Annotated in this window: 17 protein-coding genes and 2 tRNA genes; 10 read left to right on the top strand and 9 right to left on the bottom strand. The window is 33.2% G+C overall.

From position 1 onward, the window contains the following. The 7 genes from efp to U5A88_RS07185 all read left to right on the top strand — a co-directional run bounded on the left by efp (nucleotide 1) and on the right by U5A88_RS07185 (nucleotide 7,257). Nucleotides 1-570, top strand: a complete 570-nt coding sequence (efp, locus tag U5A88_RS07215) for an elongation factor P (RefSeq protein ID WP_354205073.1) — start codon at nucleotides 1-3, stop codon at nucleotides 568-570. A 5-nt stretch (nucleotides 571-575) separates the two neighbouring features. Continuing rightward, nucleotides 576-1,511, top strand: a complete 936-nt coding sequence (locus U5A88_RS07210) for a UDP-3-O-(3-hydroxymyristoyl)glucosamine N-acyltransferase (RefSeq protein ID WP_354205071.1) — start codon at nucleotides 576-578, stop codon at nucleotides 1,509-1,511. Between the two features lie 91 nt (nucleotides 1,512-1,602). Further along, nucleotides 1,603-2,475: a succinate--CoA ligase subunit alpha gene (gene sucD / locus U5A88_RS07205; protein WP_354205069.1), complete on the top strand. Its 873-nt coding sequence runs from the start codon at nucleotides 1,603-1,605 to the stop codon at nucleotides 2,473-2,475. A 118-nt stretch (nucleotides 2,476-2,593) separates the two neighbouring features. Next, nucleotides 2,594-3,340, top strand: a complete 747-nt coding sequence (gene fabG / locus U5A88_RS07200; RefSeq protein ID WP_354205067.1) for a 3-oxoacyl-[acyl-carrier-protein] reductase — start codon at nucleotides 2,594-2,596, stop codon at nucleotides 3,338-3,340. A 21-nt stretch (nucleotides 3,341-3,361) separates the two neighbouring features. Further along, nucleotides 3,362-5,389, top strand: coding sequence for a VWA domain-containing protein (locus U5A88_RS07195; protein WP_354205065.1), 2,028 nt, complete (start codon nucleotides 3,362-3,364; stop codon nucleotides 5,387-5,389). A gap of 86 nt (nucleotides 5,390-5,475) precedes the next feature. Beyond that, complete coding sequence (locus tag U5A88_RS07190; protein WP_354205063.1) at nucleotides 5,476-6,366, top strand: cation diffusion facilitator family transporter; 891 nt, start codon at nucleotides 5,476-5,478, stop codon at nucleotides 6,364-6,366. A 63-nt stretch (nucleotides 6,367-6,429) separates the two neighbouring features. Beyond that, on the top strand, nucleotides 6,430-7,257 hold the full coding sequence (locus U5A88_RS07185; RefSeq protein WP_354205061.1) for a prohibitin family protein: 828 nt from the start codon (nucleotides 6,430-6,432) through the stop codon (nucleotides 7,255-7,257). Between the two features lie 51 nt (nucleotides 7,258-7,308). Here the strand turns inward: U5A88_RS07185 and U5A88_RS07180 are convergent, their stop codons facing one another. The 3 genes from U5A88_RS07180 to U5A88_RS07170 all read right to left on the bottom strand — a co-directional run bounded on the left by U5A88_RS07180 (nucleotide 7,309) and on the right by U5A88_RS07170 (nucleotide 8,446). After that, the gene (locus U5A88_RS07180) at nucleotides 7,309-8,145 is read right to left on the bottom strand and encodes a carboxypeptidase-like regulatory domain-containing protein (protein WP_354205058.1); all 837 of its coding nucleotides are present in this window, start codon (nucleotides 8,143-8,145) and stop codon (nucleotides 7,309-7,311) included. 94 nt (nucleotides 8,146-8,239) lie between these two features. Continuing rightward, nucleotides 8,240-8,323 (bottom strand) — tRNA-Leu (locus U5A88_RS07175). 50 nt (nucleotides 8,324-8,373) lie between these two features. Then, nucleotides 8,374-8,446: transfer RNA gene (locus tag U5A88_RS07170), tRNA-Lys, on the bottom strand. Between the two features lie 109 nt (nucleotides 8,447-8,555). Between U5A88_RS07170 and U5A88_RS07165 the strand changes: the two genes are divergently transcribed. Further along, nucleotides 8,556-9,074: a shikimate kinase gene (locus U5A88_RS07165; protein WP_354205057.1), complete on the top strand. Its 519-nt coding sequence runs from the start codon at nucleotides 8,556-8,558 to the stop codon at nucleotides 9,072-9,074. A gap of 3 nt (nucleotides 9,075-9,077) precedes the next feature. Here the strand turns inward: U5A88_RS07165 and U5A88_RS07160 are convergent, their stop codons facing one another. Further along, nucleotides 9,078-9,575 carry a phosphoribosyltransferase domain-containing protein gene (locus tag U5A88_RS07160; protein WP_354205055.1) on the bottom strand — a complete coding sequence of 166 codons (498 nt, stop codon included), beginning with the start codon at nucleotides 9,573-9,575 and terminating at the stop codon, nucleotides 9,078-9,080. A gap of 140 nt (nucleotides 9,576-9,715) precedes the next feature. On the opposite strand from U5A88_RS07160, the gene U5A88_RS07155 reads away from it, so the two are divergent. Further along, nucleotides 9,716-10,669: an acetyl-CoA carboxylase carboxyltransferase subunit alpha gene (locus tag U5A88_RS07155; RefSeq protein WP_354205053.1), complete on the top strand. Its 954-nt coding sequence runs from the start codon at nucleotides 9,716-9,718 to the stop codon at nucleotides 10,667-10,669. A 14-nt stretch (nucleotides 10,670-10,683) separates the two neighbouring features. On the opposite strand, the gene fdhD is transcribed toward U5A88_RS07155, so the two are convergent. The 5 genes from fdhD to U5A88_RS07130 all read right to left on the bottom strand — a co-directional run bounded on the left by fdhD (nucleotide 10,684) and on the right by U5A88_RS07130 (nucleotide 18,197). Next, a complete protein-coding gene (gene fdhD / locus U5A88_RS07150) occupies nucleotides 10,684-11,457 on the bottom strand; it encodes a formate dehydrogenase accessory sulfurtransferase FdhD (RefSeq protein WP_354205052.1) in 774 nt (257 codons plus the stop codon). 10 nt (nucleotides 11,458-11,467) lie between these two features. After that, on the bottom strand, nucleotides 11,468-14,179 hold the full coding sequence (gene fdhF / locus U5A88_RS07145; protein ID WP_354205051.1) for a formate dehydrogenase subunit alpha: 2,712 nt from the start codon (nucleotides 14,177-14,179) through the stop codon (nucleotides 11,468-11,470). A 20-nt stretch (nucleotides 14,180-14,199) separates the two neighbouring features. Further along, nucleotides 14,200-15,837 carry an NADH-ubiquinone oxidoreductase-F iron-sulfur binding region domain-containing protein gene (locus tag U5A88_RS07140; protein ID WP_354205049.1) on the bottom strand — a complete coding sequence of 546 codons (1,638 nt, stop codon included), beginning with the start codon at nucleotides 15,835-15,837 and terminating at the stop codon, nucleotides 14,200-14,202. 61 nt (nucleotides 15,838-15,898) lie between these two features. After that, complete coding sequence (locus U5A88_RS07135) at nucleotides 15,899-17,077, bottom strand: THUMP-like domain-containing protein (RefSeq protein ID WP_354205047.1); 1,179 nt, start codon at nucleotides 17,075-17,077, stop codon at nucleotides 15,899-15,901. 37 nt (nucleotides 17,078-17,114) lie between these two features. Continuing rightward, nucleotides 17,115-18,197, bottom strand: coding sequence for an AI-2E family transporter (locus U5A88_RS07130; protein WP_354205045.1), 1,083 nt, complete (start codon nucleotides 18,195-18,197; stop codon nucleotides 17,115-17,117). Nucleotides 18,198-18,411: 214 nt separating this feature from the next. On the opposite strand from U5A88_RS07130, the gene U5A88_RS07125 reads away from it, so the two are divergent. Then, nucleotides 18,412-19,362, top strand: coding sequence for a hypothetical protein (locus U5A88_RS07125; protein WP_354205043.1), 951 nt, complete (start codon nucleotides 18,412-18,414; stop codon nucleotides 19,360-19,362). Nucleotides 19,363-19,478: the final 116 nt, after the last annotated feature.

The following is a 19,478-nucleotide window of genomic DNA, read 5'->3' as shown; positions in this document are numbered from 1 at the left end:
ATGGCAACTACATCAGATATAAAAAAAGGATTGTGTATCGTTTATAATAACGATACTTATAAAATTGTAGAATTTCAACATGTAAAACCTGGTAAAGGCCCTGCTTTTGTACGTACAAAATTAAAAAGTTTAACTAGCGGTAAAGTGTTGGATAATACTTTTTCTGCAGGACATAAAATTGAAGAAGTTCGAGTTGAGACCCGTAAATATCAATATTTATATAAGGAAGGAGATTCAACCTACCATTTTATGAATAATGACGATTATTCTCAAATTGCTCTTCAAAAAGATATTTTAGACAGTCCAGATTTAATGAAAGAAGGAGAGACCGTAACTATTGTGGTCAGAGCAGCAGATGAATTGCCTCTTTCGGTTGAAATGCCAGCAAGTGTAGTGCTGGAGGTAACTCAAACAGAACCTGGCGTTAAAGGAAATACCGCAACCAATGCTACAAAACCTGCAACGGTAGAGACTGGAGCAAGTGTTAATGTCCCATTGTTTATTAATGAAGGAGATAAAATAAAGATTGAAACTGATAAAGGGACATATCAGGAAAGAGTAACCGATTAAATTACATGAAATTTCCTAAAACTTACACATTAAAAGAAATTGCTCAACTCATTAACAGTGAGTTCGTTGGCGATGAAGATTTTCCTGTATTTGGAATGAATGAAATCCATGTGGTTGGAGAAGGGGATATTGTGTTTGTAGATCATCCAAAGTATTACGACAAAGCATTAAATTCTGAGGCATCTGTCGTTTTAATCAATAAAAAAGTAGCTTGCCCTGAAGGAAAAACCCTATTGATTTCTGATGATCCGTTCAGGGATTTTAGTAAACTAGCAACACATTTTAATCCTTTTAAAAAAGCGGATAGGGTTATTTCTGAAACTGCTGAAGTTGGCGAGGGAACAATAATCCAACCCAATGTGTTTTTAGGCAATAATGTAAAAATTGGTAAGAATTGCCTTATTCACCCAAACGTTACTATTTATGATGGTTGCACAATTGGAGACAATGTAACAATCCATGCGGGTACAGTTTTAGGTTCAGATGCTTTTTATTATAAAAATAGAGAGAGAGGTTTTGATAAATTAGTATCCTGCGGAAGCATAGTTATTGAAGATAATGTGGATATTGGAGCTTCTTGCACCATTGATAGAGGAGTAACAGGCAACACACACATAAAAGAAGGAACAAAAATTGACAATCAAGTGCAAATAGCACATGATACGATAATTGGTAAAAAATGTTTAATAGCATCACATGTTGGTATTGCGGGCTGCACCGTTTTGGAAGATGAAGTAACTTTATGGGGTCAGGTTGGTGTAATCAGCGGGGTAACTATTGGTAGAAAAGCGGTAGTTTATGCTCAATCTGGCGTAGCTGGTGATTTGGAAGGCGGCAAATCTTATTTTGGGTCGCCGTGTGACGAAGCTAGAAAAAAATATCGAGAACTGGCGGGAATAAAGGTGCTCCCAGAGATAATCAATAAAGTAAACAATATTTAATCTTAATAATTTTTTAAAGTTAGCAGTAAGAATTACTTTTGCGTATTAGATTATAAAAAATTAACCTATTAATAAATAACTAATAACAGATATGAGTGTTTTAGTAAATAAAAATTCAAAAATAATTGTCCAAGGTTTTACAGGTAGCGAAGGTACTTTCCATGCTACACAAATGATTGAATATGGTACCAATGTGGTTGGTGGTGTTACGCCCGGCAAAGGTGGACAAAATCATTTAGACAAACCTGTATATAATACCGTTGCAGAAGCTGTTGAAAAAGCCAATGCAGATACCAGTATTATTTTTGTACCACCAGCATTTGCTGCCGATGCTATAATGGAAGCTGCTGATGCAGGAATAAAAGTGATTATCTGTATAACAGAAGGAATTCCCGTTGCTGATATGGTTAAGGTTAAGGCCTATATTGATGATAGGGATTGCAGATTGATTGGACCTAACTGTCCGGGTGTTATTACGCCGGGTGAGGCAAAAGTTGGTATTATGCCTGGTTTTGTATTTAAAAAAGGAAAAGTAGGTATTATATCCAAATCTGGTACGCTAACTTACGAAGCTGCGGATCAAGTAGTAAAACAGGGCCTGGGTATCACTACCGCAATTGGTATAGGTGGTGATCCAATAATTGGCACAACAACAAAAGAAGCAGTTGAATTATTGATGAATGATGATGAAACTGAATGTATCGTCATGATTGGTGAAATTGGAGGTCAATTAGAAGCAGATGCCGCTAAATGGATAAAAGCTGATGGTAATAGAAAGCCGGTTGTAGGATTTATAGCAGGGCAAACAGCACCTAAAGGAAGAACGATGGGGCATGCAGGAGCAATTGTAGGTGGAGCCGACGATACTGCACAAGCAAAAATGAAAATCTTGGCTGAAAATGGTATTCATGTTGTGGATTCTCCCGCTGAAATTGGTTTAAAAGTTGCTGAAGTTTTAGGATAGTAAAAAAATAAACTAGTTCAATTCATAAAAAAGTCTGTTTGAATCTTTCAAACAGACTTTTTACTTTTAAAATAGACAACTATTTTAGTATCTTTGGTTTTTATAACAAAATCCACACATGAAACTACTCGAAAATAAAACCACGTTAATTACAGGAGCGTCAAGAGGAATTGGAAAAGGTATTGCGGAAGTTTTTGCAAAGCAAGGTTCTAATATTGCTTTTACATTCAACGCTTCGGTTGAGGCTGCTGAAACTCTAGAAAAGGAATTACAAGCTTATGGCATAAAAGCTAAAGGTTTTCAATCTAATGCTGCAAACTTTGATGCTGCTCAGCAACTAGCTTCAGATGTTATCGCAGAATTTGGCAATATTGATATTTTGATAAATAATGCAGGTATTACAAAAGATAATTTGTTGCTGCGTATTTCTGAAGAGGATTTTGACAAGGTAATTGAAGTAAATTTAAAGTCGGTTTTTAATTTAACTAAAGCCGTTATCAAACCTATGATGAAGCAACGTTCAGGTTCCATAATTAATATGAGTTCTGTTGTGGGTGTAAAAGGAAATGCCGGCCAATCCAATTATGCGGCTTCCAAAGCGGGAATTTTAGGATTTACCAAATCGGTAGCTTTAGAATTGGGTTCTAGAAATATACGTTGTAACGCAATAGCTCCTGGTTTTATTGAAACAGAAATGACTGGTGCCTTGCCTGAAGAAACCGTGCAAAGCTGGCGTGATGGAATTCCTCTAAAACGCGGTGGAACACCAGAAGATATAGCCAATGCTTGTGTGTTTTTAGCTTCGGATATGTCTGCATACATCACTGGGCAAACCTTAAATGTTGATGGTGGTATGTTAACTTAATATATACTGACTAATTTTTGCATGACTTCAAATATTATTTTATTGATAATACTAGCCGCCATCATAGCCTTAATGATGGCTTTTTTTCAGTATTATTATAAAAATAAGAGCCGCACTAAAGTCAATATATTATTGACGTTTTTACGTTTTTTTTCTATATTTTCTTTACTAGTTTTATTGATAAATCCTAAAATAAAATCAACTATTACTGAGGATGTAAAACCACAGTTAAATGTGTTGGTTGATAATTCAACTTCTGTAGCCTATGCAAAAGCAGATGATAAAGTCAATGCATATGTAAATCAGATAAAAACTAATACCGCCCTTAACGATAAATTTGATGTTAATAGTTATGCCTTTGCAGATAATTTGTACACTCAAGACACTTTTGCTTACAACATTTCAGAAACCAATATTACAAATCCGCTTCAGAAACTGAATCTGATGCATAAGGATAATATTGCACCCACCATTTTAATTACTGACGGTAATCAAACAAAAGGGGCTAATTATGCTTATTATAAGGCAAAAAACCCAATTTATGCAGTAGTATTAGGTGATACTTTACAATATGATGATTTAAGAATAAATCAAATAAATGTAAATTCTTATGCCAATTTAAATAATAACTTTCCAGTTGAGGTTTTTGTACAGTTTAAGGGCACTCAAAATGTTAGCAATACTTTTACGATAAAGCAAAATGGAAATATAATATTCAAAAAGTTACTGACTTTTTCTAATGTACAAGCATCACAAAAAGTTCAGTTTAATTTAAAAGCTAAAGCAGTTGGTGTGCAAAATTTTACATGTACCATTGCTCCGTTATCAAATGAAAAGAATACGATTAATAATCAAAAGAATTTTAGCATTGAAGTTATTGATGAACAGGCAAAAATTTTGGTGTTAAGTGAGGTTAATCATCCTGATATTGGTATGGTACGTCGCTCAATAGCTACAAATAAACAACACGAAGTTATTATTGAAAATAATCTTAATAAAAAATATCAATATAAAGATTATCAATTAGTTATGCTATATCAACCGAATAATAAATTTAATAATATAGTTGAAGATATAGAAATAGCTAAGGCAAATGTATTTTTTATAACTGGCTCTGATACAGATTGGAATTTTCTTAATAAAGCTCAACCTTTTTTTACTAAAAATTCTCTATCTAAAATAGAGAATTATGTTCCCATATTTAATTCTGATTATAACGAATTTATTACCGAGGATATTAATTTTTCTGACTTTACTCCACTAGAAGTATATTTTGGAGAGCTAAAATTTAAAGTGCCACATCAAACAATTCTTTATCAAAGTGTTTTAAATTTTAAAACTGAAAACCCACTATTGGCAACGTTTTCATTGAATGATAGAAGAGGAGCAATATTACTTGGTAGTAACAGTTGGAAATGGAGAATGCAAAATTATGTATCTCAAAATTCGTTTGAACAATTCGATAATTTCTTCAATAAATTGATTCAGTATCTATCCTCAAACAAAAAGTATAACCGTTTAGAGGTAGATTATCAACCTTTTACTTATGCTAATCAGAATGTTCTTATTAAGGCTCAGTTTTTTGATGCTACTTATGTTTTTGATAATAGTGCGAGCTTGGTTTTATCATTAACCAATAAGGATACTAAAGAAAACCTAAAAATTCCTTTTACCTTAAATAACAATCATTACGAGGTTATTTTAAACAATCTAAAATCTGGAGATTACAATTTTTCGGTACAAACTGAAGATAAAAGTAATTCAAAATATGGTAGTTTTTCGGTTTTATCTTATGATATAGAGCAGCAATTATCAACGGCTAATACTAAAGATTTAAAATTATTGGCTGAATCCTCAAATGGACTTTTTACACACATTGACAGAATAGATACATTGATTGATAGTTTGCTTGAAGACGAAAGGTATAAAATTGTCCAAAAAAGCGAAGAGCATACTCAATCTTTAATTGATTGGAAATGGTTATTGGCTCTAACACTATTATTTTTGACTTTAGAATGGTTTATTCGAAAATATTATGGTAAGATTTGAATATTTGTAATAGTTATTCCTACTTTTATTTATTAGAATGCATCTTAATTGATTTAATTCCGTCAGAGTAATAAAGTTATAAATTCATGGCACACGACCACGGACATCACCACGACACGGGCAATATTAAAGTGGCTTTTTTCTTAAATTTAATATTTACAATTATTGAATTTATTGGTGGTATTTATACCAATAGTTTAGCTATTATGTCCGATGCACTTCATGATTTGGGTGATAGTCTCAGTCTTGGTCTCTCCTGGTATTTTCAAAAATTGTCTAACAAAGGAGCTACAAAAAAATTTTCTTATGGTTATAGACGATTTTCTTTATTAGGAGCAATTATTAATTCCATCATTTTAGTTGTAGGTTCAGTTTTTATAATCAAAGAAGCCATTCCGGGGTTGCTTGACCCTCAACAGGCGGATGCTAAAGGAATGATGTGGTTGGCTATTTTAGGAATAATAGTAAACGGAGCAGCAGTTTTTAAGTTAAAACAAGGCACTTCAATGAACGAACGTGTAGTATCACTGCATTTGCTGGAAGATGTATTGGGTTGGGCTGCCGTACTTATTGCCAGTATAGTTATGCAATTTTGGGATGTGCCAATATTGGATCCCATTCTTTCACTTTTAATTGCCGTTTTTATTTTGTTTAATGTTTTTAAAAACATCAAGGAAACACTACGTATTATTTTACAAGGTACACCTAGAAAAATATCGATTGATGAAATTCGTAAACAACTTAAAACAATGCCCGAAATTGATGAAATTCATGATTGTCATGTCTGGAGTTTAGATGGCGAATATAACTTAGCTTCACTACATGTAAGTTTAAACAATGGTTCCATACCTTTAAAAGAAACATATGGCTTAAAACGAAAAATTAGAAAATTGATGCACAATAATTTTGAAATAGAACATATAACTATAGAATTTGAACCTCTTGATGAAGATTGTGGTTATAAAGATGAATATTAAATGATTTTTTAATCGTAAATTTGACTCATCAATAACAAACAACTATTAACTAATAACAATATCATGAGCAGTAATCAATTAAATTTACCTAAAGCAATTTTGCCAATTATATTTTTGGTAATTATTGCAATAATATTATTTTCAAAAGCCTTTGTAACTATAGAAGCGGGCCAAGCAGGTGTATTATGGAAACGTTTTGGACAGGGAGTTGTAACAGATCAACCACCTATGGGTGAGGGGTTTCACATTGTAGCACCTTGGAATAAAGTTTATGTCTATGAAGTAAGACAACAAGAAGTCTTTGAAAAAATGGATGTATTATCATCAAATGGACTTGATATAAAATTAGATGCTTCAACTTGGTTTCAACCTAAATATGAATCTTTAGGAAAATTACATCAAGAAAAAAGCGAACAATACATTGAACGTATATTGTTGCCAGCTATTCGTTCTGCAGCAAGAAGTGTGGTTGGACGTTATACACCAGAACAGTTGTATTCGAGTAAAAGAGACGCAATTCAGGTAGAAATTTATGAAGAAACAAAAAAAATAGTGGATAATCAATACATTCAATTAAATCAAGTGTTAATTAGAGACGTAACATTACCACCTACTATTAAAGAGGCTATTGAGAGAAAATTAAAACAAGAACAAGAATCTTTAGAATATGAGTTTAGATTGGTTACTGCTGACAAAGAAGCTCAAAAGCAGCGTATAGAAGCACAAGGTAAAGCAGATGCTAATAAAATACTAAGTGCATCCTTAACTGATAAAATACTCCAAGATAAAGGGATTGAGGCTACATTAGAGTTGTCTAAATCACCAAATTCAAAAGTGGTTATTGTAGGAAGTAGTAAAGATGGATTACCATTAATTTTGGGTAACAACTAAATAATCATTAACATAAAAAATAAAAGGGAGGTCATTGACCTCCCTTTTTAATTAGTTCTTTTCTTGATTGTTGACCCTTATCTTGTCCTTGGTTACTTTGCCTTTTTTTATAGCACGGTAGTTTTCATAACATTCTAAAACGGCTTCTATAATTTGTAGATCACTTGCTTTTCTTACAAAACTGTTTGAATAATTACATTCTTTTAAAAGGTCATCCAATTCTTTTCTGCTCATATCCATATAATCCATAAGAATTTCTCTACTGAATTTTTCCTCCATCATATCACGAGAATTATCTTGTTCTTTTAGCTTTTTTAGCTTCTTAAGTTCTTTTGGTTTTTTACCGAATTTATTATACCAAAAATCAATTGGATTAAATAGTGCGGCTCCAACTCCAGCATAATCTTTACCTTTTGGTCTGCCTATTTCATAGGTTTGAGGCAAACCTTCAATATGGATCCTCGAATATTTATCCATAGGTACATTTTTTGCATCAATTTCTAATACACCTATTAAATTATGAGCCTTTACGGTAACTTCATCAATGTCCAATGTTTTTTCATGTATAGCAATTTCAAGCTCATTACCTCTTAGTAAGTCATTGGTAATTTTCAATTTAATGGATTGGTAACCAATGTAAGAAATATGTAAAGTATCATTGGCTTGAGCAGGAATTTCAAAGTTGCCATTTGTATTGGTTATAGTTCCTTCAGCAGTATTTAAATTTACAATATGAGCACTTTGTAAAGCAGTTTTGTCATTTACATCTATAATTTTACCTTTTAATATTTTGACAGAATCGCGAGGGACAATTTCATTTTCATTTTGACCGTTGACAACACTGGCAGACATTAAAATTAGCAGTAAAATGGGTATTAATTTTTGCATAAGGCAATAATACTAATAATAAAATAAAATATTTTGTTAATTGTTTACAAAAAAGATACCAAAAGCAATTAATTTGCTTTTTATAAGAAGAAAGTGCACATGACAGGACTTGAACCTGCACATCCTAGTGGATATTAGCCCCTCAAGCTAACGCGTCTACCAATTCCGCCACATGTGCATAAACTAAAAAAAAGTTAAGCTAAAATAGCTTAACTTTTCTAAATATTGTGACCTGGCTGGGGCTCGAACCCAGGACCCTCTCCTTAAAAGGGAGATGCTCTACCAACTGAGCTACCAGGTCGTTCAAAATGCGGTTGCAAATATAATATCTAATATTTATTTACCAAGGTATTTTTTAAAAAATTTTCACCGATATTTGTAAACTACATAATATAAGATAAATACCTTTTATGAAGATCGTTTTATTAGGATACATGGCAAGTGGAAAGAGCAGTGTCGGAAAAAGAATAGGCAAAAAGTTACAATTGCCTTTTATTGATTTAGACGATTATATTTCTGAAAGGGAACAATTGACCATTCCAGAGTTATTTAAAACAAAAGGAGAGATTTATTTCAGAAAAAAAGAGACGCAATTTTTAAAAGAATTACTTAAAAATGAAGATGAATTTGTTTTAGCTTTGGGCGGAGGCACACCTTGTTACGGAAACAATATGAACATTGTTAATGAGTTTGGAATTTCTTTTTATTTAAAATCTTCATTACAAAATTCGTATAAAAAACTATCTAAAACTAAAAATAAACAAAAAAGACCGTTAGTAGCTAACATTTCCAATAATGATTTAAAAGAGTTTATTGCTAAACATTTATTTGAGCGAAGCCCTTTTTACCAACAGGCTACACATACTATTTTAACCGACGGAAAAAAGAAAAAAGAAATAGTTGAAGAAATTTTGCTATTGGTAGAATAAAAATTAATCTAAATAAGCAATCATCTTATTTCCTTCTATTTCTAAAGCAATGTGTTCTTGTATTGAAGTCGAAAGGGATAAGCCTTTAAAATCAGCTTTTACAGGATATTTTTTATGATTTCTATTTACCAAAACCGCTGTTTTAAATTGTTTTAAAGGCACTTCTAAAAAATGCTTGACTGCGTACATTAACGTGGTACCAGAATTTAGAACGTCATCTACCAAGATTAACGATTTGTTTTTATATTCACTTTCTTTTAAAGAGGTTTCTATTGGGTTTAATGGTTTCTTTTTATCAATTATAACTTCACAAACTATAACTTTGATGGGTGAAATATCATCAAGAATAGATTTTAATTTTTTTGCTAAAACAAATCCGTTATGGGCAATTCCGGCAATAACTACTTCTTTTTGATTGGCATTGGTCTCATAAATCTGAAATGCCATTCTTCTAATTTTATGTTGTATTTCAGAATTATTAAGTATAATTGAACGCTCCATTTTATTTATGGTTTTAAAGCATCAAAGATAAGCATTAGTTTCTTTTCATTTTTCATAAAATATTATTTGAAGTATTTTTAATAGTTTTATTAATGATAAAATAGTTTCTATATATTTGTATTACCAACCTTTAAAAATTTATGGAATATTTAGATTTTGAAAAACCTATACAAGAATTAGAAGAGCAATTGTTAAAATGTAGGATAATTGGGGAAGAGAGTGATGTTGATGTTACCGAAACTTGTGAGCAGATTGAAAAGAAGCTGGAAAAAGCCCGTACCGATATTTATAAAAACCTTACCGCTTGGCAACGTGTTCAATTATCTAGACATCCGTCAAGGCCTTATACTTTAGATTTTATTAAAGCTCTAACCAAAGGAACTTTTATGGAATTGCATGGAGATAGGAATGTGAAAGATGACAAAGCTATGATTGGTGGACTAGGTAAGATTGGAGATCAATCCTACATGTTTATAGGTCAACAGAAAGGCTACAATACCAAAACACGCCAATATAGAAATTTTGGAATGGCAAACCCTGAAGGTTATCGCAAAGCTTTGCGTTTAATGAAAATGGCTGAAAAATTTGGTATTCCTGTAGTCACGCTAATTGATACCCCAGGTGCTTATCCTGGCTTAGAAGCAGAAGAGCGTGGACAAGGAGAAGCCATTGCTAGAAATATTTTTGAAATGACCACTTTAGAAACGCCTATTATTTCGATAATAATCGGTGAGGGTGCTTCTGGTGGAGCTGTAGGAATTGGAGTAGGAGATAGGGTATATATGATGGAAAATACTTGGTACACAGTAATTTCACCCGAATCATGTTCGTCAATTCTTTGGCGTAGTTGGGATCATAAAGAGGAAGCCGCTGAAGCTTTGAAATTGACTGCCAAAGACATGAAAAAGCAAGGCTTAATTGACGGTATTATCAAAGAACCATTTGGTGGAGCCCACAGTAACAGAAATGAAACGTTTGCCATTGTTGAAAAACAGATTGTTAAAACCTATAATGAGTTGAGCAAGCTCACTATAAAAAAATTGATTAAGGAACGCATGGCAAAATACGAGGCTATGGGTGTTTTTAACGGATAATTCAATAGCTTAACTTAAGTGTAATACGTAGCATTTTCATCACGACAAAAACCGATTAATTTAATTCCAAACTCTTTGGCAAAATCAACTGCTAAAGATGAGCAAGCAGATACTGAAACTACGGTTGAGATACCGGCAATGAATGCTTTGGAAATAATCTCGTAAGAAACCCTACCACTTACTAATAAAATAGATGCCTGTTTAAGTGTGCTGTTATTAAGTAGTGTTCCAATAACCTTATCAACCGCATTGTGCCTACCTATATCTTCACGAACCGATAACAATTTCAACTTTTTATTAAAAGCTGCTGCTGCGTGAGAACCTCCTGTTTTTTTAAAAAGAGCTTGATTTTCCTGCATCATGCAAAATAATTTTGCCAATTGTAGCGGCGTTATTGCAGAAGTGTCTGAAAATTTGGCTCCCGTAACTTTTACATCGTCAATTTTCTGCTTGCCACATATGCCGCATGATGAAACCGAAAGTAATGTGCGTTTGTTCAGATAGCCTTTTCCTAACTTTTCTTTAGGGATGATTAGATTTATGATACTAAACCCGTTGTCTTGAATTTCAACTACTTTAAAATCAATTGGCTCATCGTTTTTATAAATATCTTCAGCGTATAACAAACCTCTTATAAGTTCCATATCGTTATCGGGAGTACGCATTACAACAGTATAAGCTTCGTCGTTGATATTGATTTGCAAAGCTGCCTCAACAACTAGCGTATCCATTATTTTTTTTGAAGTATCGCCTTTGAATTTAAAGGCTTCATAATTAAAAGTGGACATTCTCTACTTCTTAAACTTTTTCAAAATCAACTGCTACTACTTTGTATTCGGGAGTCATAGTTTCTTTATCACCAACACTTCCTGTTATAATATTTATAAACACTTCTGGTTGATGAAAAGTAGTCCGTAAAATTCCTTTTTTTACATTTTTTGATATCTTAACTGGAATGTTTACGCTACCTCGGTCTGAAAATATACGTACAATATCTTCATTAGTGATGCCTTTTATTTTAGCATCTTTTGGGTTTACCTCTAAATAATCTTTCGATAAAATATCTTGATTATCAGTTCTCCTAGTCATTGTACCAGAATTGTAATGCTCTAATTCTCGTCCAGTAGTAAGAATAAAAGGATAATTAGCTCCATGTTCAACAATTTCTGGAGATTCTTCAAAATCAAAATAATGGAATTTTCCTTTTCCCTTTTTAAATGCTCCATCTATATGTAGCATCTTGGTATCGGTGCCATCTTCTTTTATGGGCCATTGCAAACCGTTTTTACCCAGTCCTTCCCAGGTCAACCCTTTCATAAAAGGGATTACGTCGGCAATTTCTTCAATAACCTTGGCAGCATCATAGGTAAGTCCGGTAGGCTGGTCATATCCCAACTTATGCATCATATCAATGATAATTTGGCCATCCGGTTTCGTGTTGCCTATCGGTTCAATAACTTTATTTACCCTTTGCACACGGCGTTCGCCGTTGGTAAATGTTCCGTTCTTTTCAAAATATGACGAAGCTGGTAACACTACATCAGCCATTTCAGAAGTAGCAGTCATAAACAATTCCTGTACCACAATTAAGTCTAAATTTTCAAAAGCTTTAATGCTATGGTTTGTATTTGGATCGGTCATAATAGTGTCTTCACCCATGATATATAACGCCTTTATCTTACCATCTATAGCGGCGTCAAGCATATCCGGAATTTTTAGGCCTTCTTTTTCTGGCATTTTGGCAATACCGTATTTTTCTGCATAATATTGTTGAATTTTTGGGTCATTTACGTCCAAATATCCTGCTCCTTGATGGGGCTGTACGCCCATATCCGCTGCTCCTTGCACGTTGTTCTGTCCGCGTAAAGGGTTCAGTCCGACACCTTTTCTTCCTACATTACCTGTCATCATTGCAATATTTGAAAGCAGCATTACGGTTTTACTTCCTTGAAAATGTTCTGTTACGCCCAAACCGTGGAACTCCATAGCCCTTTCTGCAGTAGCATAGGCTATAGCAGCCCTTTTTACCGATTGTTTGTCAACACCGGTAAGTTCAGATAGTTCATCCATATCCAAACCACTTACATGTTTTTTAAAGTCGTTGTACTTTTCGGTATAAGTATCTATAAAATCTTGTTTTACCAAATTTTCGGAAACAATATAATGGGCTATCATATTCAGTATAGCAACGTTGGTTCCTGGTCTAATTTGTAGAAAATGAGTAGCTAACTCTGCTAATTTGGTTTTTACCGGATCAACCACGATTGAAACGACGCCTTTCATGAAAGCTTGTTTAATTTTGGCTCCTGTTACGGGATGTCCTTTTATGGGATTTGCTCCGAATAAGAAAACGGCATCGGTTTCTTTAAGATCTTCAACAGAATTGGTAGCCGCACCTGTACCGAATGCTTGTTGCATACCGTAAGCTGTTGGGGCATGACAAACTCTAGCACAACCATCAATGTTGTTAGTACCCAATGCTACACGAATCATTTTCTGCATTAGGTAATTTTCTTCATTAGTAGCTCTTGATGAGGATATTCCACCAATAGCATCTACACCGTATTTATTCTTTATTTCAATGAGTTTGTTGGCAATAAAATCATAGGCTTCATCCCAACTTACTACTTCAAATTTTCCATTTTTCTTAATCATCGGCTCACGCAAGCGGTCTGGATGATCGTAAAATTGAAATGCAAAACGACCTTTTAAGCAAGTATGCCCTTCATTTACTTCAGCGGTTTCGGGTGCTTGAATACCTCTTATTTTTCCATCAATTACAGAAACATCTAATTGGCATCCCACACCACAATAGGTACAGGTAGTTCGGACAGTTTTATCGGCAATAAGTGTTTTGGTTTCAAATTTATCTGTTAAGGCTTCGGTAGGGCAAGTTTGTACGCAGGCACCACACGAAACACAGGCCGACTCGTCAAAAGTAGTATCAAATCCTTTGATGATATTTGTAGCAAAGCCACGTCCCGACATATTCAATATCATTTCACCTTGAATTTCTTCACAAGCACGCACACAACGATAGCAATTGATACATTGCGATAAATCAGATTTTATATAGGGATGAGCTTTGTCTGGTTTGATATCCAGGTGATTATCACCTTTTGGGTAACGAATATTAGGAATGCCAATTTGAGCAATGGTTTTTTGGAATTCTGTAGGTTTTTTGTCGTCTGCGGGGAAAATTTTGTCTGCTGGATAATCGGTCAACACCAATTCAACTATATTTTTACGCAGGCGTTTCATTTTATCGGTATTGTGATAAATGTAAAGTCCTTCTGAAGCAGGGGTATGGCATGAAGCCATAGTTTTAGTAATACCATTTTTTTCTCGGGCCACTTCTACGGAACATACTCGGCATGAGCCGAAATTATCCAATCGATCATCTTGACACATGGTGGGAATAGCATCTTTTTCTTCAATTCTTCTCACAAAATCAAGAATTGTTTCTCCATGCTTTATGGTATGTGCTATATTGTTTATATATGCTTTCATAATGTATGTATTCTAATTACCTATCCAAAATATTCTTTCAATTCCTCTTGAAAATACTGTAAGGCATTTTTAATAGGCAAGGGTACGCCTCCGCCCAATGCACATAAAGAACCAATTTCTAAGGTTTCAATTAAATCATCGAATAATTGTCTGTCAATTTTATAATCTTCGTTTTGAGCTTTTTTCAACATTTCATAACCACGATGAGAGCCAATTCTGCACGGATAGCACTTACCACAAGATTCATCTGCCGTAAATTCCAACAAATGTTCTAAGAATTTCACCATTGGAAAGTCATTGGGGATGGAAACCACACTGGCATGTCCCAATAAGAAACCTTGCGAAGCAAATGATTCAAAATCTAGGGTTAAACCTGCTATTTTTTTAGTCGGAACGATTCCGCCCAAAGGCCCACCAATTTGGACTGCCTTGACATCTGATTTAAAACCTTGTCCATATTCCTCAAAAACAGTTTTTAAAGGTGTGCTCATTTCGATTTCGTACATTCCAGGTCGATTAAAAAACCCGTCCAATGAAACCAGTTTAGTTCCTGTCGATTTTCCATTACCCAATTTTGCATAAGCTGCACCACCATTTTCTAATATCCAATGGATGTTGGCAAAAGTTTCGACATTACTAAGTACCGTTGGCTTTCCATATAATCCGTATTGAGCGGGATAGGGCGGTCGCACACGTACTTCTGGACGTAAACCCTCAATGGAATTTAGCAAAGCTGTTTCTTCTCCGCATACATATGAGCCTTGTCCGCGTATAATTTTAAACCTAAATTCATTTAATAGACCTAGATTTTGCAATTCTTCAATTGTTTTATTTACTTTTCTGATTGAGTCAGGATACTCACCGCGGATATATAGCACTCCAGTATCTGCACCAACGGTTACACCCGCTATCATCATTCCAAAGAGTACTTTATGAGGTTGATGCTCCATTAAATACATATCTGAATATGCTCCAGGGTCACCTTCATCAGCATTACAGACAATATACTTTTGTGTGTCACCCTGAGCGGAGTCGAAGGGTTCTTTAATTACGGCATCCAATTTAAAATAAAACGGAAACCCTGCACCGCCACGCCCACGCAGATTTGATGTTTTTAATTCATCTATTACTTTATCAGGATGGTTTTTAAAATCCTCAATTAGATTATAAAACGCTGTAATATCCTCAATTTTAGAAGTTAAAATTGGGGTGGTATTACAATCAACATGATATTTGTTTTCTAATGATTGCTTATTAGCGATTATTTCCTGCAACATTTCAAAATCATTTGCAGAATATGTCTTATCGTCATATAAAAAAGCGTTGTTTTTATGGCAATGCCCAATACAGGGCACATGTCCTACTTTATCCTCACCAACAATAGTATTTAGTTTTTGGTTTAAATTGTCTTGTGTTCCAGCCACCATACATGCAGTTCCGTTACAAACGTGAACAGTTTTGTACTGGTTTTCTGGTCGTAAAAAATCATAAAAAGAAGTGGTGCCTAACACTACGGAATCATCCACCATAAAGCGTTCTGCTAATTGATGGAACTCTTCTTGATTCGCTGGTTTTTTTGCCAACGTGGATATGTTTTCAAAAAGATTGTCGTCAAATTCTTTTCGATAGGATAGTGATCTGATATTTTTATTTGCCATATTTACTCATAAGTTAACTGCACTAAAATACAAAATATTCCCTCACTTTTAAGTGCGTTAATTAAACTTTACAAGTTATTAACACAATCAAACGCTCATTAGTATCTTTTGTAAAGAATAAATAATGGCTTCCGCCTTCTTTAATTTTAGTTTTTTTACGAATTTGTGCTACGGTTTCCGGAAAGTTTCTAGTTGTAATATTGGCTTTTTGATTAGGTAGAGCCTTTTTAAGGTCTTTGAGATTGTATGGAAGTTGATTGACTATTTTAAATACTCTACCAGGAAATTCAATCAACTCATTTGATGTATATAAGTGGCTGTTAATATTTAATTTAGGTATTTTTAACTGATGTGATACTTCATTAAATAATCCAGCTTTTAAAATTGCAGAATTAGGTTCGTAGATATAATGTAAGGGTTTAGATAGGTTAGCTGGTTCATTTTTTTTTACCCGATCGGAACTAAATGTTTGTCTTTTGTTTTTCGTAAAGTTTATCGTCTTTGTATGAATCGTTTTGTTATATCCTTTTTTTAGTAAAAACAACAATTCTTTAACTTCGTTTTGTATGGCAATGACATGGATTTCTTTGACGTAATCCAATTCCGATACTGCTGAGGATATGTCCAACATAGGCGAGACTTTAACCATTATATTGTCGCTATATTGAAAAGAAGTTTCTAGGTGTTTAGGTACATTGGGAGTACAATCTTCTAATAAAAATACTTTGCCCTTAGCATCGTTTCTGCGGGATGGGTCGATATAGATCCAATCGTATTGTTGATTTTTTTCTTTTAAATGAATAATTCCATCTGCATTGATGGTCTTTCCATTTTTAACACACAATGTTTTAAAATTGTGATTGGCGATATCTGATAGCTCTTTATTGATTTCACAATGCGTTACTGTCTCAAATCTTTTTGCAAATGCAAATGAATCAATACCAAAGCCTCCGGTAATATCAATAATTTGTTGTCCTTTTATTAGATTGGCTTTATAGTTTGCAGTAATTTCCGACGATGTTTGCTCAATATTTATTTTATTAGGATAATATATGTTTTTCGATGAAAACCAAGTAGGAAGTTTTTGTTTGGCTTTTTTTTTAGCTTCAATTTGCCCTACTAATTCTTGAATAGTAACTTCACTAAAAGGGCTGCCTCTAAAGATGAGTTTGGCTATATTGGCATTTAAATTTTGATTGATAAAAGTTTGTGCTTCGGTATTTAATAGATGTATGTTCAATTGAAAAAATGCCTGATGGTTTCCAGAATAGCAAAGCTTAAATATCTTTTGTTAATGATTTTACAATTTTATTATCGGACAAAAATTCCTTTAAAATTACTTTTATAGCAGTATATCCGGGCACGGCAACAATCATCCCTACAACTCCAAATAACAATCCTCCAATAATAATCACCAAAAATATTTCCAATGGATGAGCTTTAGTAGCTTCTGAAAAAATTTTGGGTTGGCTAAAAAAGTTGTCTACTAATTGAGCAATCAAATAACCTATCATAACATATATAGTAGTGGGTAAAATTTCTGTTCTAAAATCTAAAGTCACATCACTGGTCATTGTCAAAACAGCCATTAATACACCGGCAATTAATGGTCCTATGTAGGGTATTAGGTTTAACAATGCACAAAGAAAAGCAATAACTATTGCGTTTTGAATGCCAAAAATCAATAAGATTATGGTGTAGAGAACAAAAAGAATAAGAATTTGCAATATCAACCCTAAAAAGTAACGCGATAATAAATCTTTTATCTTTTCAAAAGATTTTTGAAATCGCGACTCATTATTGTTAGGTACCAAGGTTAATAAACCTCTATTTAAAAGGCGACTATCTTTCATTAGAAAAAATGCAATAAACAATACTGAAAACAGACCAATGCTTAAGTTGCCCACAGCACTAACCACAGTATTTAGTAAGTAGGGTACAGCTTTAAAGTTTTTAAAAATATCGGCACTTTTTAATTGCTCAAAAATATTGATTCCAATCTCAGAAAAATACGCATTTACCTGAGCCAACAGCTGCTCTAAATTCATTTCTAGTTGGTTTAAATCCAATAAAGAGAGGTTTTCTCCTTGTTGGTTAATCAATGGAATAAACATTGAGATTAATCCAAAAGTCAATCCTAAAAACATAACCATAGTTACTACTACGGCAAGCGTATTTGGAAATTTAAGCTTTCTACGTAGAAACAGTATAACTGGACGAGCCATTAATGATAATACTGCTGCAATAATAATATATACGATAACAGATTGTATCGTATATAAAAAATAGAGTAGAAGTGCGACACCTAATAGAATGGCAATAGCTCTTAAAATACCGTTACTAATTGTTTTTGAATTCATGTCAGTAAATATAACTTAATTTCTTAAAATATTTTAATAAACCTTTTTAGTTATATTTGAATTCTAAACAAATTTTCTGAGTATAACTAACGAAATATTATCTTTTTATGGCTGGTGGCAATTTAGTGTATGTCTATTTGCTTTTATAGCATTATTAGCTATTTGGTGGCACATAGGTAAACGTCAAAATGATTTTGGCCAAGTTTGGTTAGCATTGTCAGTTTTGTGTTGGAGTATTTCTGGTGGTATTGAAGTTTATTATGCACAATTCAATAATGTAAATAATTTTTTTCTAAGCGGATGGAGAAGTATTCTATCGTTATTTAATAGCCTTTTCATTTTATTAGCTTTACCATGGTTTAGATATTTACCTAAACCAGTTGACCATATTATAAAATCAAAATATTGGATTTACATTATTGGTTTACCTTTTCTTTTTTCGTTATTGCCAACCATAAGTAAAATGATTTCTGGTAAAACATTTAGCTTAATTAGTGAGTTAGATGTGTATTATGCCTTTCTGACTTTAGGGTTTTTAGGCTTAGTTCTCTGGGAATCTTTTGCTAAAAGAAGATTGAAAATATTAGCATGGCTTTCTTTAGTTACTATCTTAATTACATTGGTTGCTCAATTGTTTAAGCTCACTGATGCTGAAGTAAATGTTACCTTATTTTCAGCTATTTTTAAAACATCGTTAATTATGCTATTTTTTGCGTTGGCATTAAGTTGGGTAAAAGAATTGGCTGAGAACGTAATACCTGAATCACAATATTTTCATATTAAGTTTGGAAAGATTAAAAATAGTAAAGATAAATTAGAGCTATTTGTGCTTTTAAGAGGATTATCTGGCAGTAACGAGCGGAAAGTTATTTTAACACCCGCGTTATATGAGTTATTTTTAAAATTTGCTAGACGAAAAAAGGATAATGGAGATGATTGGTTAGAAATTAAACCTAAAAATTTTGACGTTTCAAAAACCTATGATATTAATGATCATAATGAAATAAAGAGATTATTAATAGCTTTAATGGATGGTATTTTTGGCAAAGAGAATTGGACTAAAGACAATCACTTAATTCCAATGAGAGCTGCACTTTTTGAGATGTCTGAAAAACGTGAACGAAGAATTCGTTTAGCATTACCACCAGAAAACATAATAATATAAACTCTTCTCTTTAATCTCTTGTCAGTAATGCTTTTACTGACATTTTTATTTTATTTCTGACTTTCTTACACTTTAAAATTGCTTGTTTGCATGTTTGCAATCAAATCCTAAACTTT

The organism is Aureibaculum sp. 2308TA14-22, assembly GCF_040538665.1.
GTDB lineage: Bacteria > Bacteroidota > Bacteroidia > Flavobacteriales > Flavobacteriaceae > Aureibaculum.
This window is presented reverse-complemented; position numbering and strand designations above follow the sequence as displayed.